The following is a 15,202-nucleotide window of genomic DNA, read 5'->3' as shown; positions in this document are numbered from 1 at the left end:
TTGCGATGTTTAGCGCTGTGTCCCACGATCTCGGAGAGTTGACCCATGAATGCCCCTATTGCCCCCCAACGTGCCCCGCTGGCAGACGACCACGTCTCCTTGTCCTCCACACCCTTGCCGTTGCCCGCTGAGTTGCGCCAGCGCATTGCCATCAGTGCCCCCTTGGCCGCACAGATTGCCGAGCAGCAGCGTGCAGTGCAGCGTATTTTGAATGGCCAGGATGACCGCCTGCTGGTGGTGGTCGGGCCTTGCTCCATTCACGACCCGGATGCCGCACTGGAGTATGCCGACCGCCTGGCGGCGCTCAGCGACGACATTGGCCAGCATATCCTGCCGGTCATGCGTGTCTACGTGGAGAAGCCGCGTACCACGGTGGGCTGGAAGGGGCTGGCCTACGACCCGCACCTGGATGGCAGTGGCGACATGCCTCATGGGATTGCCCTGTCGCGGGAGTTGATGCATGCGGTGGCCTCGCGCGGCTTGCCGGTAGCGACCGAGCTGCTGCAGCCCATGCTGGCGCCTTACCTGGATGACCTGCTGAGCTGGGTGGCGATTGGCGCGCGGACCACGGAGTCCCAGCTGCACCGGGAGCTGGCCAGTGACCTGACCGCCGCAGTGGGTTTCAAGAACGCCACCAGTGGCGATGTGCAGGTGGCCATCGACGCCATGCAGGCCGCGGCGCACGCCCATCAGCGGTTTGCCATGGACCGCCAGGGGCGCCCCATCATGCAGGAAACCGCCGGTAACCCGCACACCCATGTGGTGTTGCGTGGCGGGCACGGCGAGCCCAATTACCAGGCCCACCACGTGCAGGCGGCCATCGACACGCTGCAACGTGCGGGGCAGAACCCGCGCCTGATGGTGGACTGCAGCCATGCCAACGCTCGCAAGGATCATCGTCGGCAAAGCGAGGTCATGCGGGAGGTGCTGGCGCAGCGCCAGGCAGGCGAGGCCCGCCTGGTCGCGCTGATGCTGGAGAGCCATCTGTTCGAAGGCAAGCAGCCGCTGAGCCCGGGCCAACTGCGCTATGGCGTCTCGGTCACCGATGCCTGCGTGGGTTGGGAGACCACCGAGCGGCTGCTGAAGAGCGCCGCCGAACAGCTGGCCTGAGCGCGTTGACTGACCTGGTCAGCCCCGTATCATAAGAGGTTCCTTTCGATAACGAGGTTGGCCATGGCCTTTACCCTTGAGCACCACGACCCAGATACCTATCGGCGCAAGGCGCGCATCATCAGCATCATCATGGCAGGGCAGCTGGTGGTGTTCGGCCTGCTGTTCTCCATGCTGCTGACCGCGACTTTCGGCAGCAGCTTCTGGCTGAATGCCCTCGGGGTGTTGCTGGGCCTGCTGGCGACCAGCGCCATGTTTGCCGCCCTGCGTGAGCGGCCCTGGATGGTGGAGATGCGCTACGTCTGGCAGCTCAAGCATCACCTGTCGCGTATCAGCAGCTATCTGCAGCCGCTGCGTCGTGGGGTAGAAGAGGACAATCGTCTGGCGCTGGATATCCTGACCTTTTATCACCAGGGCATGTCGCAACTGGCCGAACTGAACGGCCGCACCACCGATGACGATGCCGAACGGCTGGCCGAAAAGATGCAGGTCAAGGTCCGGCGCGAAGCGCTCGGCTTGCCCGCAGAGGTAACGTCTTTCGATCCGCACGATCTCAGCGCCTTCAAACCGTCATAACGGGAACCTGCCTCATGATCGCCAAGCCCATTACCTTTCGTCCGCTGTTGGCCATGGCCTCGGTGGCCCTGCTGGCAGGCTGTGCCAGTGCCCCACCTGCGGCGGAAGCCCCCACCCGCACCACGGTGCATAGCACCGCGCCCTTGCTGCCTTCTGCGCTGTTTCCCGGCAGTGCGGAGCAGTTCCAGGCCTGGCATTGCCAGCCTGCTCATCAGGATCTGGTCACCGCCTTGAATGGCGACGAATTACGCTTGTGGTCGCTGCACGGTGCCTGGCGTTTGCCGCAGGCCGTGGTGGCCAGTGGTGCGCGTTATCAGGATGGCGAGATCAGCTTCTGGAACCGTGGCGAGCAGGCCCAGGTAGAGACGCCGCGTGGCCAGTTGCAGTGCCAGCAGGGGTTGGCACGCGCTGCGGCCACCCGTTCGGCACATCCGGGCGTCATGTTCCTGGCGCGAGGCAACGAGCCCGGCTGGAGTATCGAGCTGGCCCATGACGCACCGGTCATGACCTGGACCACGCAGTACGGCAGTGAAACGACCACGCTGCCTTATATGGTCAGCGTCATGGATAACGCCGCGGGTCGTGTGGTGATCGAAAACGCCGATGCCGAGTCGTTTTTCCGGGTAAGGATCGAATCAGGGGCCTGTTTTGACGACATGAAAGGCCAGCCGTACCCAGCCCGTGTCACGGTCAGTATCGGCGGCGAGCAGTACAAGGGGTGTGGCCAGGGCATTGCGCCCTGACCACAACTCTGAACTTCCCTTCATGCGGGGTCAGCAGCGATAGAGGAAGGGCTCTGCTCGCCATTGAGGATCGACGAAGTCAGTGGCGCAGAGTGCCGAAATATCGCCGCCTGCCCGTGACGCCAGGCGCGCCAGCGTTTCCAGCTCCAGCCCGCGAGGGGTGCTGACCTGTTCGCTGCTCTCCAGCGGTACCCAGCGCTCATCTTCCCGGGTGGCCAGGGTGAAGTTGAAGGGGTGAAAGCCGGGGAACCCGAGGCGAATGTCGGTGGCGACCAGCGTATCGACGCCATCGATCTGGCGGATCTCGTAGCGCAGGAATGGCCCCGTGAACCAGGCCAGGCGCTCCCCTTTGGGGTTGCCAAGGGCCGCGCTTTCCAGTGCCACGTTACGCCGCAAGGGCTCAAGCGTAGGTGTGCGCTGGCGGTCGAACACGCTGATCAGACTCTCGTAGTAGTGATCGTCGTCAATGATCGTGGCGCGCCATAGGGCAATATTGAAGGGGGTGGGCTGCACCATTACCGGCGCCTGCTGCAGGTTGGCCTCGGCCAGGGCGGGGGCCAGGCGCTGCTCGACGTGCCACTTGGCGCCCGCTGCCAGCAGCAGGTAGGCGCTGGACACCGCCAGACCCACGCGACACGCTTTTTGCACCTTGTGGGTCGAGGCGCCAATCAGCAGGGCCAGCAATAGCGGCAGCGTATAAAGCGGGTCGATGATGAACACGATCGGCCAGGCAGCCGGGGGCACGTCCAGCGGCCAGAACAGCTGAGTGCCGTAGGTGGTCAGGGCGTCCAGCAGCGGGTGGGTGGTGAGGCAGAGGACGTAAAACCACCACCAGTGGCGCAGGTGAACGGGGCGCTGCCGCGTGGCGGGCCAGCGGTAGGCGGTCAGGAGGGCCAGCAGCGTACCCAGCCCCGTCAGCACGAACAGCGAATGGCTGAAGCCACGGTGCTCGGTCACATTGGCCACCGCATCGCCGTAGTCCAGCACCACGTCCAGGTCGGGCAGTGTGCCCAAAAGCGCGCCCACCACGATGGCCTTGCGGCCCCAGCGGCGCCCCAATATCGCGCCGCCCACAGCGGCGCCCAATGCCGCCTGTGTAATCGAATCCACTGATGCCTCCCGGGGTCGTCCCGTCTATCGCGTGATGGTGTTAGTATTATACAGATCTTTAGTGATGGTGATGAAATGTCAAAAAAACGTCTAATAATGCCGCTGTTGATGATAGCAGGGCTGGCCGTATCGTTGTCGTCTGCACAGGCCGCTCCCGTGATCGAGGTACACAGTGACCCACACTGCGGCTGTTGCAGCGACTGGGTCAGCCATCTGGAAGAGGCTGGCTTCGAGGTCGACCACCACCGCCATGATGGGGTGCGCGCCATCAAGATAGAGCATGGCGTTACCCCTGAGCTGGCGTCCTGTCATACGGCGCTGGTAGAGGGCTATGTCATCGAGGGCCACGTGCCAGCGGGTGACATTCAGCGCTTGCTGGAGGAGCGCCCGGCTATTGCTGGCCTGGCCGTACCCGGTATGCCGCATGGTTCACCGGGCATGGAAACCGGCAGGGTAGACGACTACGCGGTGCTAGGATTCACCCGCGATGCGCGTCCGCCTGCTATCTTTAGCGAGTATCTTCAACCATAGCAAAGGGTTAGCGCTGACCTACTGGCGCTGCACTTGACCAGAGAGAGACGACTCAATGCAATTTCTACATACCATGGTTCGCGTCCATGACCTGGACGCTTCGCTTCACTTCTATTGCGACCTGCTAGGTCTCAAGGAAGTACGCCGTAAAGAGAACGAGAAAGGGCGTTTTACGCTGATATTCCTGGCTGCGCCGGACGATGAAGAGCGCTCAGCGCGCCTGACGGCGCCCGAGCTGGAACTGACCTACAACTGGGACCCCGAGGAGTACACCGGCGGGCGCAATTTCGGTCACCTGGCTTACCGTGTCGAGAACATCTACGACCTGTGCCAGAAGCTCCAGGACAATGGCGTCACCATCAATCGTCCGCCTCGGGATGGCCATATGGCGTTCGTGAAGTCGCCGGATGGCATCTCCATCGAACTGCTGCAAAAAGGCGATGCCCTGGCACCGCAAGAGCCCTGGGCATCCATGGAGAACAGCGGTAGCTGGTGATTCAGTCGCGGTGGCGCTCCTTGTAGATGTCACCGCTGAATTCCATGTGGAGCTCTACGGTTTCACCGAAGGGGTTGATGGCGCGTAGCTCCACGTGGCGTGACTTGTACTCCACACCGCCCAGCGGCTGATACCCCGCCTGGCTTGCCTGCTCTCGGAAAAAATCATCATCGTTGCGGAGTTCGGTCAACGAGGCATGTGCCACGGGTGCCGAGCGGTCCAGCCGGTTTCCTGCCAACGGGGGCGATGTCATTGGCTCGTCTACTTCTATCAGCGCGTTACCGATCACCAGCCAGCGTGCCTGCATGCGCTGGCCGTCCGGCAGGCCGAAAACCCCGACCTCGTCACCCGGTTGCACCTCGGTGTTGGCACTGCCTTCGGGCCAGGTGTCGATCAACAGCCGCCCGCTGGCATCTTCCAGCACGAAACTGGTGCCGAAACGCTCGCTGACCACGCCTTCGACGTACAGCCCCGCACTTTGTGCCGTGGCAATGGGCGTTGCGGGGGTATCCAGGTCCGGTTGAGCCTGTGCCGGCAGGGCCAGGAGAGCCAGACACAGCGCCCCCAGGCGCATGAGCGGGGCGATGATGGCCGTCGCCTTCGCTTGCCAATGGTATAGCAGCATAGTGGTTACCCATTTTATTAACGCAATACGTTCGGCCATTATAGGCCCTGCAAGCTGACGGTAACCTGAACGGCAGCGCTGTTCAGTCAGGGTTAAGGCGATGCTGGCTATAGTAGCAAGCCCCATTTCAGAGTGGTCTTGCAAGGAGTCGCGACGATGATTAAACGCTTCAATCACATACGAGCCCTCATGCTGGGCGCCAGCTGGCTGTTGCTCGGGTTGCCTGCCATGGCCATGGCCCAATTGACCGCCAACGAGGCCATCGACATCGTTCAGCAGCGTTATCAGGGCGAGCTGCTGGATATCGAGGTCAAAAGTGGCCGAGGGTGGGAGAACAGCGACCAGGTATACGAGCTGCGCTTGTTGACCGAGCAGGGCAACGTGCTGAAGATTCGCATCGCCCGTGAGAATGGCCGTTTTCTGGAAATCGATGGCCGGGGTCAAATAGAGGCTCGTCTGCTGCCTGCCTCCGCCTCGGAGGGAACCTGAATCATGCGTATCCTGGTGGTGGAAGACGAGACGCATCTGGCCGAGCAAATGCGTACGGCCCTTGAAGTTAGTGGTTTCGTGGTGGATGTGGTCGGCGACGGCAACGAAGCGGTCTACATGGGCAATCAGGAAAGCTACGATGCGGCAGTGCTCGACCTTGGCCTGCCGGGGCGTGATGGGCTCAGCGTACTGCACGATTGGCGGCAACACGGCCGCACTCTGCCCGTCGTGATTCTGACCGCACGGGATGGCTGGAGTGAAAAGGTCCAGGGGTTTCGTGCAGGCGCGGATGACTATGTCACCAAGCCCTTTCGCATGGAAGAGATCATCATGCGGCTGCGTGCGCTGATCCGCCGGGCGTCAGGTCATGCCGATGTGGTGCTGCGCTGTGGTGAGCTGGAGTATGACTCCCAGCTGGGGGTCTTCAGCTTGTCGGGTCTGCCTCTGAAACTGACGGCCTTCGAGACGCAACTGCTGGTATACCTGATTCATCACGCCGAGAAGGTGGTGAGTCGCACCGAGCTCTCTGAGCATTTGTACTCCTATGACAGTGACCGAGATTACAACTCGCTGGAAGTGATCATCAGTCGGCTGCGCCGCAAGGTCGGGGCTGGGCGTATCGAAACCCTGCGTGGCCAGGGGTATCGGCTGTGTCGTCAGCCATGAATCTCTCCTTGCGGGCTCGTCTGCTGGGGTCTGCGGGGCTATGGAGCGCTCTGGCGCTGATAGCGGTAGGCATCTTCATCTATTGGCTGTTCAAGGCGCATGCCGAACGCACCTTCGATGCACGTCTGGAAGCCAACTTGCTGGGGCTGATGGCGTCGGTGGAGTTCAACGAGCAGGGGCAACTGGTCAAGACGCGCGATGTTGGTGGGCCGCAGTTCGACCGTATCTATTCGGGCTGGTACTGGCAGATTGCCCACGAGGGGGAGGTGCTGATTGCCTCGCGCTCCTTGCTGGATGCCAGCCTGGCCGTGCCGCCCGTCTCGGCAGGTGCCTTTAGCCTGGCTGGGCCCGATAAGGAGCCTTTGCGCGCCAGGGCACGCCAGTTTTCGGCGCCGGGCAGTGGGCCTGGGCTCACCATTACCGTGGCAGGCCCTCAACAGGATATCGACCATGCACTCTCCCAGATCATTCTGCCTTTGGGGGCGTCGCTGGCGGCGCTGGGCATCGGGCTTGGCCTGGCGGTATGGTGGCAAGTGCGCTGGGGATTGACGCCGCTGACGCGGCTGCGGCGCGATCTGTTGGCGGTGCGACAGGGGCGTCGCGATCGACTCGCCCTTGCCACGGTAGAGGAACTCAAGCCGCTGGTGGAGGAGATCAATGCCCTGGTACAGCACAACCGCGAGGTGATTGCCCGCAGCCGACAGCACGTAGGCAACTTGGCCCATGGGCTCAAGACGCCCCTGGCCATGCTGGTCAATACCCTGACCAAAGCGCAGGTCAACGACCCTGTGATCAGTGAAGCGCTGACCCGTCTTCAGCGGCTGGTAGACCACCATCTGCGTCGCGCTCGTGCGGTAGGCGCCGGTTATCATCTGGGCGAGCGTACCTCTGTGGCCGATACCCTGGAGGGCCTGGTGGTGGTAATGCGCCATGTCTATCCGCAGGTGGCAATCGACGTCCGCTGCGATCCTGAGCTGGCCTTTCGCGGGGAGTCCCAGGACCTGGACGAACTGCTGGGCAATCTGTTGGATAACGCCTGTAAATGGGCGCAGCGCCAGGTAACGGTGGAGGCCCATCTGGAAACCCCCAACACCCTGCATCTGGTCATCTCGGACGACGGCCCCGGTATGTCGGAGCAACAGCGTGTGAAGGCCGTAGAGCGAGGTGAGCGTTTCGATGAGTCGACGCCTGGCGATGGTCTGGGGTTGGCCATCGTGCAGGACTTGGCTCAGCTCTATGGCGGTCAACTGACCCTGGCTGAGGGCTCGGCGGGGGGGCTGAGTGTTCAACTGGTGCTCCCGGCTGCGGAAAGGCCGCCCTAAGGCGGCCCTGATGGGGCGAAGCGTTAGTTGAAGAAGCCCATGGTGTAGTGGCGTTTTTCACGGTAGACCTGGCCTGCATAATCGACGTGCAGTTCCACGGCTTCACCGCGACTGTTTTGGGCCAGTACTTCCAGGTGGCGGCCCTTGCTGTCGACGATTCTGGGGCTGGTGTAACCCTGCTGTGCGACCAGCTGGCTGACTTGCGCCATGGGCACCGTGCCCCACTCACCGGCACGCGGCCGCGACTTGCCTGGGCGATGGATGCGCCACTCACGGAAGCTGCCGTCATGTTCGAAGCGTACTTCTACCGGCATGCCATTGGCGGTGGTCTGTACACGAACATGGCTACTCTTGGGCTCTACCCGATAGATGTCACCAAAGCCACGCTCCTGCAACTGAGCCTGCAAGGCGGCGATATTGGCTTGTGGCGCATGCCACTGGCCTCGCGCTCCCTGTGCCATGTGGGGCGCGGGAGAGAACGCAGATGCGCTGCTGAGGGAAGTGCCATCACTGTTGAGCACTTCCTGTGCCTGCAGGGTGCCCTCGAAGCGCTGTCCGGTAACCGTGACGGTGTCTCCCTGGGTCACGTTGGCGCTGGCATGCGGAGATTGGCGAACCAGAACCCGCTCGCCGTTGGCTTCGATGACGAAGTCATGGCCGAAGTGCTCCTGTACTTCGCCCTCCAGGGTGCTGAACCCTGGGGTTTGGGCCACGCTGCTCAAGGCCGTGGCGCTGAGTAACAGTGCAAGCGTGGGGGTGATGACGCGACGCGTGAGACGTGTTTTGAGTGCTGTGTTCATGAGATGTCCTCTCTATTGGTCAGCAAGTCTGGTCGGCATGTGCCGGGTTATTGGGCGGGCCACTCGGGAAGGCGTTTTTCCCGGTAAACATCGCCGCGGTAGTCCACGTGCAGCAATACCGTCTGCTCATCGGCATTGCTGGCGACCCACTCCATGTGTCGGCCTTTGAACTCCAGCAGCGTGGCATTGAGGTAGCCCTGCTCTGCCAGTGAATCGATCACGCTCTCTTGCGCCAGGCTGTCCAGCGTTTCGTCACGGTGGGGGCGGTCATGGCCTGGGCGCTTGATATGCCAGCTCAACAGTTCGCCCTGTTCATCGATGTCGCTGCGCACCTCGAAGCCATCGCTGTTGATGCTGGTGATACGGAACGTGGCGTCGCGGCGCTTCAGCTCCACCATGTCGCCGAACGCTCGCTCTGCCAGCAGTTGCTGGATGGCAGCCACGTCTGGCGCACGCACCGATGGGCGCTGAGGCTCGGCGTCCTGGTCACGCTGCTGTGGCGAGCCCACCACGGCCTCGGTGATGGTGTCGCCTTCCAGGCGGCCTTCGATGCGGATTTCGTCACCTACCTGAAAGGTCTGTTCAAGCGCTTCGGCTGGGCGAACCAGCAAACGGCGGTCGCCCTCGTCAATGATGAACAGATCATCGAAGCGCTCGACGATTTCGGCGTTGAGTTCCACGTTCTCCTGCGCGGCCAAGGGGGTGGCGAGCGCCAGGGTGCAGACGGCAGTCAATAGGGTTTTTAAAGGCAGTTGTGGCATGTCGATATCCTCTGATGGTGAAGTGAGGCATGCTTGTGGTGCGCTAGCCCCTCAGGTAACAATGTGAACTTTAAGCAATAGGGGCTGAACCCTGACTAAATCGCTGGTTCAAGTTTGATTCAGGTTAGGCATATCCCATGGAGAGACAGCAGATATGAAATACGATGGCGTGAAGTGGGTACTGGCTGCCTTGGGGGCAGCCGTGTTGGTAGGGTGCAGCAGCGCGCCTGAGCAGGAACGAATCGAAGCGCCGCAATCCACGCTGTCGGGGCCGGTCGTCGAGCAGCGCTGGAACCTGCTGCTGGTGGGGACCGATGAGCGTTTGTCGATGCCCAGTACGCCATTTTTCCGCATTGGGCGTGACGGCAAGGTGAGTGGTTCGGATGGCTGCAACCAGTTTACCGGTACGGTCAGCCTGGGAGAGAGTCAGCGCATCGAGTTCGGTGGGCTAGCGTCCACCCGCATGGCCTGCCCGAACATGGAAGATGCCAAGCGGGTCACGGACATGCTGGATAACGCCTACCGCTACCTGATCGACCATGATCGGCTGGTATTCTTCGGCCCGGATAGCCGGGTGCTGGGCGGCTGGCGCAAAGCCAACGGCTAGCAGCGGCAGGGGCGGTGTTAATGCGTGAAGGGCGGATTGAAGCGGGCAATGAAGCGCGCATCGATCCGCTTTTTCCATTCCCATACCCAGCGGCCTGAAAAACCGATGGCGCCTCGACTGGCAATGGCGCGACCGTCCCCCGTGCCAATCAGTGCCAGCACACGCCTGGGGGGCTTCCAGGTGGCCAGCGGGGCGCCGTGGCAAGCGGCTCGCAGGTTGTCGGCCAGCACGGGCCCCATGCGCACTGCGTATACGCCGGCCTTGGGCAGTGGCGGCGTGTGCTGGGCCAGCGCTGCACAGTCTCCCGCCGCAAATATCCCCGAGTGGCCTGTGACTTCGAGGGTTGTGTTCACGCTGATGAACCCCCGTTCGTTGCGGGGCAGCGCGGTTTGCTCAAGCCAAGGCTGGCCCACGGCGCCGGTGGCCCAGAGCACTATATCGGCGTCGATACGCTGGCCTGCTTGTGTATTCACGCCGCCCGCCACCAGGGCGCTGCCCCGTAATCCCGCGTGTACGGCAATATTGGCCCGTTGAAGTGCGCGCAGCACCAGTCTGCGCGGTAGCCAGCCAGCGCCAGGCAGCAGCGAGGGGGACGCGCTGATGATGGCGCCTTTCCATGCTACGTCGGGACGCCGCTGGCGCAGCTGTACCAGTACGCTCATCAGGGTTTCACAGCCCGCCGCACCGCCCCCCACGCTTACCACGTTCTGCCGTGTGCCGGGAGTCAGCTGGTCGACATCCTCCAGCAGCGCCTGCCAGCGATGGTGCAGAGAACCGAGTGGCCGCATGGCCAGCAGGGCGGGCAGCGTGCGCTCAGCGTTTTCGGCGTGCTGAGGCTGCTGGAGAGTTGCGCCCACGTTGAGCGAGGCCACGTCGAAGGGCACCACATGGCCATCTGCCAAGGTGACCTGGCGTTTCATGGGGCACAGGGCCACGGCCGGTGAGGTGATGAGTCGAGCCCCCGCCCGCTGGCAGAGCGCGGCGATATCCAGCTGGGTGTCGCGCAGCGTGCACTCCCCCGCAAGCCAGGCAGGCACGCCACCGGAATAGGCGGCAAATGGACTATCGCTGACCACCGTGAGCGATATCGTCGGGTCCGGGCGCTGGGCAAACGCTTCCAGCACGAAGGCGTGGGCGTGGCCTGCGCCGATGAGTAGCAGCCGCTTGGATGGGGGCATCGGGAGTGCTCTTTTGTCGAGGGCTGCAGGGCAGCATCAAGGGCAAAGAACGCACCGGTTCTTGCCAGCCTGCTTGGCAAGATAGAGGCCCTGGTCGGCGCGTTCAAGCCATTGCCGAGGCGATTCATGGGCGTGTACCAGCGTGGCTCCCATACTGATCGAGACCGGCGCCGCCACGGCGAAGCGGGCGCTTGCGACGGCTAGCCGTACGCGGTTGGCAAACTGCAAGGTGCCCTCATGGTCGAGCTCCCTGGCCAGAATCATGAACTCTTCGCCGCCCCAGCGGCCAAGGTGGTCTCCCTGACGCAAGGTGCCCTGCACCACTGCGACCAGATCGCGCAACACATCATCGCCTACCGCATGTCCATGAGTGTCATTGATGCACTTGAAATCGTCGATGTCGAACAGAATGAGCGCCATGGTGGTGTGGGTAGGGTCGATACTGTCGAGCACCAGTTCGGTATAGTAACGGTTCCAGCACTGGGTCAGGGCGTCCTTGTGCGCCAGGGTTTCCAGCCACTGATTCGTGGCAACGAGCTGCTGGTTGAGATTGGCGATTTCGATGGCCGTGATGACCGAGGTCAAGTCATCGGCCAGCTCGGCAAGGCTGTGGATCTCGGACGCGAGCCAGCAGCCGACAGGAGTATGCGGGCAGCTCAGTTCGGGCAGCAGTGGCACGGCGTGACGACGACGAAACAGCATCAGCCACGCTGGCTGTGCGTCGGCAACATCAACACTGACGGCAATCCCGCCCGCGCACTCGCCATCGAGCTCGATGGTCTCCGTGTCATCCAGCGGTGCTGCCAGGGACGCGATGGCCGCTAGAAGCTGGCGCTCAGGGGGGCACTGGCCAAAGCAGGCCAGCTCTTCCTGATAATAGAGCGCTATGCCGACCGCTTGAAAGATGTGACACCAGCTTTGTCCGTGACGTTGAACGAGATGCTCGATACTGCATGTGTGCTGCATGTCTTTGAGAATCGAGCGTCTTCGCCGCCTCAGGCGTATACGCCGCTGCGTTGCATTGGCGGCCTTCAAAAGACGCAGGCGCTGGCTGGCAAGGTCGATGAAGAGCGTCAGCCACTGGGTTTGCTCATGAGTATCCGGCGTTGGATAAGCCACATAGCCCCAGGTGCCGAACTCGCCTTGGATGTCGCGATAGTCCAGCCCGAGCGTGGACAAAGAGGCGAGCGAGGTGATGAGCCGCAGCGCATGGGGGGCTGCCTGTTGGCCAGCAGGCGAAAGATAGTAGGTCAGGTGCAGTGCTTTGGCGTCGTGAAGACGGTACAGGGCGATGGGCTGCTGACGGTTGATATGGTAAAGCGTGCTGGCCAGCCCCTTCAGCAGCGTATCCGGGTCGGGTGCCGAACCAAGGGTCGATAACGCACGGTGCAGATAACTCGGTTCAGGAAGATAAGGCGTCTGGCTCATCCTGGCAGACTCCTGGCGCGCTAGTGGCCGTCTTGCGTATCTGTGGGGTGCGTGGGGGTGCATGCACGGCGTAGTTTAATTCGGAATTGAAGTAATGATTCAATCAGAAGGTTAACCGTTATTCAACTCTTATTGAAGAATCACTTCACATTGGCGGCATGAATGAAAAAAGCATGTTTGCCGAGCGTTTGATAGCCGCCATGCAAGCGGCAGGGTACGAAGCCCGACCCTCCGTTCTGGAGCGTGAATTCAATCTGCGCTATTGGGGAAAACCCATCACCTTCCAGGCGGTCAGGCGCTGGTTGCGGGGAGACTCGTTTCCAAGCCAGGAAAAGCTGCTGGTCCTGGCCCAGTGGTTGTCCGTCTCTCCGCACTATTTGCGTTACGGCGCGGCTGAGGTGGCGGGTGTCAAGGAGCCTGCCGCCGCCTGGCAGGTATCCCCCGATGCCGATGAGCTGAGGCTGTTGGACCTGTATCGCCAGTTACCCCAGGCACAGCGGAAGCTGGTGCGCGACATCATGGAAAACTTCGTAAACGACCCTCAGCACCCCTGACCCATCGCATCCAGGCGCCCCTGCCCACGTTGGTCATTCGCCACGGCGCCAGTGAAAGTAGCGGTTCAACCAGGCCAGCACACGCTCGGGTTTGTGCGCGTTCTTCCATACGCCTGCGGTGGCCTTGGCCGCTTCGCCCAGGGTGGGGTAGGGGTGAATGGTGCCGAGCAGCTTGTTCAGCCCCAACCCGTGTTTCATGGCCAGGGTGAATTCGCCCAGCCACTCGCCAGCATTTTCCGCCACGATGGTGGCGCCCAGAATCTTGTCCTTGCCGGGCACGGTCAACACCTTGATAAAGCCTTCGGTGGCACCTTCGGCAATGGCGCGGTCGCTGTCGCGCATGGCGTAGCGGGTCACTTCGTAGGCAATGCCTTTGGCGGTGGCCTCTTTTTCATTCAGCCCCACCCGCGCCACTTCCGGCTGTACGTAGGTCACGGCGGGCATGAAACGGTAATCCACGGCGAAGCTTTTCAGCTCGCCAAACAGGGCGTTGACGGCGGCGTGCCAGGCCTGATGCGCCGCCGCATGGGTCAGCTGATAGGGGCCTGCCAGATCACCGCAGGCCCAGATGTTGGGCACCCGGGTTTGCAGCCGCTCGTTGAGGGCCAGGGTGCCGGCCTGGGTCGTACTAATGCCCAGTGTTTCCAGCCCCAGGCCTTCCACGTTGGCCTGACGCCCCGCGCTGACCAGCAGATAATCGAACGCCAGCGTCAAACGCTCCCCCTGGTGCTCGATGACGAGCTGGTGCGCACCGTCTACTTGGCTGACTTCCAGCGCAGTGGCGCCCGTCATCACCGTCACGCCTTCCCTGGAGAGCGTGCCTGCCACATGCTCGCCTACCTCGCTATCTTCCCGGCCCAACAGCTGGGGCGCACCTTCAACCAGGGTGACCTGACTGCCCAGCCGAGCAAAGCTTTGGCTGAGTTCGCAGCCAATGGCGCCGCCGCCCAGCACCACCAGGCGCTTGGGCAGCTCGGTGAGTGACCACAGGTTTTCCGAGGTGAGCAGCGGCGCGTGCTCGATGCCGGGCAGCGGCGGCACCCGTGGGCGAGCCCCCGTGGCCAGCACGATATGGCGCGCGGTGAGCGTGGTATCCCCCACGCGAACTTGCCAGGGCGTGACGAGCTGGGCGTGGTCCTGGTACACCGTGACCCCCAGCCCGGTATAGCGTTCGACGCTGTCGTGGGGCTCGATGTCGGCAATGGCTTGATGGACATGGCCCATTACTTTGGCAAAGTCCACCTCGGGGGCACTGGCGCTGACGCCAAACCGATGGGCGGTGCGAATCTCGTGGGCCGCCCGTGCCGCCCGTATCAGCGCTTTGGAAGGCACGCAGCCGGTATTCAGGCAGTCGCCGCCCATCTTGTGCTTCTCAACGAGGGCTACCTTGGCGTTGACGGCGCTGGCGATGTAGCTGGTGACCAGCCCCGCCGAGCCACCGCCGATCACCACGATGTCGTAGTCGAAGCGTGCAGGCCGGGTAAAGCCCTTATAAGCCTTTCGCGTTTGCACGGCAGCGGCAATACGCCGGGCCAGCCAGGGAAACACCGCCAGCAGTGCAAACGAAGCCAGCAGCCCCGGCGAGACGATTCCCCCCAGGCTCTCCAACTCACCTAGCTGGCCGCCCGCGTTCACATAGACGGCCGTGCCCGGCAGCATGCCCAGCTGGCTCACCCAGTAAAACGTGGTGAGCTTGATCCGCGTGAGCCCCATGACCAGATTGATCATGAAAAACGGGAATATCGGCACCAGGCGCAGCGTGAACAGATAGAACGCGCCGTCCTTCTCCACGCCCCGGTTGACCGTCTCGAACTGGCGGGGAAAGCGCTTTTCAATCGGCCCACGAAACAAGAAGCGCGAGAGCAGGAACGCCAGGGTGGCCCCCAGGGTGCTGGCAAAGGAGATGATCAGCAGCCCCCAGCCCAGGCCAAACAGTGCCCCGCCCAGTAGCGTCAACAAGGCTGCGCCGGGCAAGGAGAGCGCTGTCATCACCACATACACCGCGAAGAACAGACCCGCCACTTGCCAGGGAGACTGCTGGAACGCGGCCTGAAACTGGCTGCGGTAGGCCTGCAAGGTCTCTAGGGTAAAGAAGGTGTGGGCGCCACTGACGTAAAAGCCCAGTATGGCCAACAGCAGCAGGGTGATGAGCAGCAGACGCTGACGATTCATGGCAGGCTCCGGGAGGGGAAAAGGTGATGGTCAG

General features: G+C 62.5%; 17 protein-coding genes. 10 read left to right on the top strand and 7 right to left on the bottom strand.

Going from position 1 to position 15,202, the window contains the following annotated elements; genetic code table 11:
* The first annotated feature begins 45 nt into the window (after positions 1-45).
* From FEU76_RS03650 to FEU76_RS03640, 3 genes are all read left to right on the top strand, one after another.
* Positions 46-1,110, top strand: a complete 1,065-nt coding sequence (locus FEU76_RS03650) for a 3-deoxy-7-phosphoheptulonate synthase (RefSeq protein ID WP_144980453.1) — start codon at positions 46-48, stop codon at positions 1,108-1,110.
* Between the two features lie 63 nt (positions 1,111-1,173).
* Positions 1,174-1,686, top strand: coding sequence for a DUF3087 family protein (locus tag FEU76_RS03645; RefSeq protein ID WP_016915024.1), 513 nt, complete (start codon positions 1,174-1,176; stop codon positions 1,684-1,686).
* Between the two features lie 14 nt (positions 1,687-1,700).
* Positions 1,701-2,429 (top strand): MliC family protein, encoded by a 729-nt coding sequence (locus FEU76_RS03640; RefSeq protein WP_144980450.1) that lies wholly within the window; start codon positions 1,701-1,703, stop codon positions 2,427-2,429.
* 30 nt (positions 2,430-2,459) lie between these two features.
* Here FEU76_RS03640 and FEU76_RS03635 read toward each other — a convergent pair whose 3' ends face one another.
* Complete coding sequence (locus FEU76_RS03635) at positions 2,460-3,539, bottom strand: metal-dependent hydrolase (RefSeq protein WP_039175251.1); 1,080 nt, start codon at positions 3,537-3,539, stop codon at positions 2,460-2,462.
* 75 nt (positions 3,540-3,614) lie between these two features.
* Between FEU76_RS03635 and FEU76_RS03630 the strand changes: the two genes are divergently transcribed.
* Together FEU76_RS03630 and gloA are read left to right on the top strand one after the other, a co-directional pair.
* On the top strand, positions 3,615-4,070 hold the full coding sequence (locus FEU76_RS03630) for a DUF411 domain-containing protein (RefSeq protein ID WP_026001843.1): 456 nt from the start codon (positions 3,615-3,617) through the stop codon (positions 4,068-4,070).
* 55 nt (positions 4,071-4,125) lie between these two features.
* A complete protein-coding gene (gloA, locus tag FEU76_RS03625; RefSeq protein WP_016915020.1) occupies positions 4,126-4,566 on the top strand; it encodes a lactoylglutathione lyase in 441 nt (146 codons plus the stop codon).
* A 1-nt stretch (position 4,567) separates the two neighbouring features.
* On the opposite strand, the gene FEU76_RS03620 is transcribed toward gloA, so the two are convergent.
* Positions 4,568-5,191, bottom strand: a complete 624-nt coding sequence (locus FEU76_RS03620; protein ID WP_052196302.1) for a hypothetical protein — start codon at positions 5,189-5,191, stop codon at positions 4,568-4,570.
* 156 nt (positions 5,192-5,347) lie between these two features.
* Between FEU76_RS03620 and FEU76_RS03615 the strand changes: the two genes are divergently transcribed.
* Genes FEU76_RS03615 through FEU76_RS03605 form a run of 3 tightly spaced genes read left to right on the top strand, consistent with a single transcriptional unit; the run spans position 5,348 to position 7,668 of the window.
* On the top strand, positions 5,348-5,680 hold the full coding sequence (locus tag FEU76_RS03615; RefSeq protein WP_052196303.1) for a PepSY domain-containing protein: 333 nt from the start codon (positions 5,348-5,350) through the stop codon (positions 5,678-5,680).
* Between the two features lie 3 nt (positions 5,681-5,683).
* The gene (locus FEU76_RS03610) at positions 5,684-6,346 is read left to right on the top strand and encodes a response regulator transcription factor (protein WP_144980447.1); all 663 of its coding nucleotides are present in this window, start codon (positions 5,684-5,686) and stop codon (positions 6,344-6,346) included.
* Positions 6,331-7,668 carry an ATP-binding protein gene (locus FEU76_RS03605; RefSeq protein WP_144980444.1) on the top strand — a complete coding sequence of 446 codons (1,338 nt, stop codon included), beginning with the start codon at positions 6,331-6,333 and terminating at the stop codon, positions 7,666-7,668. Before FEU76_RS03610 ends, FEU76_RS03605 begins: the two co-directional genes overlap by 16 nt.
* A gap of 23 nt (positions 7,669-7,691) precedes the next feature.
* Here FEU76_RS03605 and FEU76_RS03600 read toward each other — a convergent pair whose 3' ends face one another.
* Both FEU76_RS03600 and FEU76_RS03595 read right to left on the bottom strand, forming a co-directional pair.
* Complete coding sequence (locus FEU76_RS03600) at positions 7,692-8,468, bottom strand: hypothetical protein (protein ID WP_096922096.1); 777 nt, start codon at positions 8,466-8,468, stop codon at positions 7,692-7,694.
* A gap of 47 nt (positions 8,469-8,515) precedes the next feature.
* Positions 8,516-9,229, bottom strand: coding sequence for a hypothetical protein (locus tag FEU76_RS03595; protein ID WP_144980441.1), 714 nt, complete (start codon positions 9,227-9,229; stop codon positions 8,516-8,518).
* A 154-nt stretch (positions 9,230-9,383) separates the two neighbouring features.
* On the opposite strand from FEU76_RS03595, the gene FEU76_RS03590 reads away from it, so the two are divergent.
* Positions 9,384-9,836, top strand: a complete 453-nt coding sequence (locus FEU76_RS03590; protein WP_039175255.1) for an META domain-containing protein — start codon at positions 9,384-9,386, stop codon at positions 9,834-9,836.
* Positions 9,837-9,853: 17 nt separating this feature from the next.
* Here the strand turns inward: FEU76_RS03590 and FEU76_RS03585 are convergent, their stop codons facing one another.
* Both FEU76_RS03585 and FEU76_RS03580 read right to left on the bottom strand, forming a co-directional pair.
* On the bottom strand, positions 9,854-11,014 hold the full coding sequence (locus tag FEU76_RS03585; RefSeq protein ID WP_144980438.1) for an FAD-dependent oxidoreductase: 1,161 nt from the start codon (positions 11,012-11,014) through the stop codon (positions 9,854-9,856).
* Positions 11,015-11,050: 36 nt separating this feature from the next.
* The gene (locus FEU76_RS03580; RefSeq protein ID WP_186299088.1) at positions 11,051-12,442 is read right to left on the bottom strand and encodes a GGDEF domain-containing protein; all 1,392 of its coding nucleotides are present in this window, start codon (positions 12,440-12,442) and stop codon (positions 11,051-11,053) included.
* 173 nt (positions 12,443-12,615) lie between these two features.
* Here FEU76_RS03580 and FEU76_RS03575 point away from each other — a divergent pair, with 173 nt between their 5' ends.
* Positions 12,616-12,996 carry a transcriptional regulator gene (locus FEU76_RS03575; RefSeq protein ID WP_260851347.1) on the top strand — a complete coding sequence of 127 codons (381 nt, stop codon included), beginning with the start codon at positions 12,616-12,618 and terminating at the stop codon, positions 12,994-12,996.
* A gap of 33 nt (positions 12,997-13,029) precedes the next feature.
* Here the strand turns inward: FEU76_RS03575 and FEU76_RS03570 are convergent, their stop codons facing one another.
* Entirely contained in the window at positions 13,030-15,168 is a 2,139-nt protein-coding gene (locus FEU76_RS03570) for an FAD-dependent oxidoreductase (protein WP_144980429.1), read from the bottom strand.
* Positions 15,169-15,202: the final 34 nt, after the last annotated feature.

This window comes from Halomonas sp. C22 (assembly GCF_007655045.1).
In the GTDB taxonomy this organism is placed as follows: domain Bacteria; phylum Pseudomonadota; class Gammaproteobacteria; order Pseudomonadales; family Halomonadaceae; genus Vreelandella; species Vreelandella hamiltonii.
Note: the sequence above shows the minus strand (reverse complement) of the source record. Positions and strands in the feature narration are given on the sequence as shown.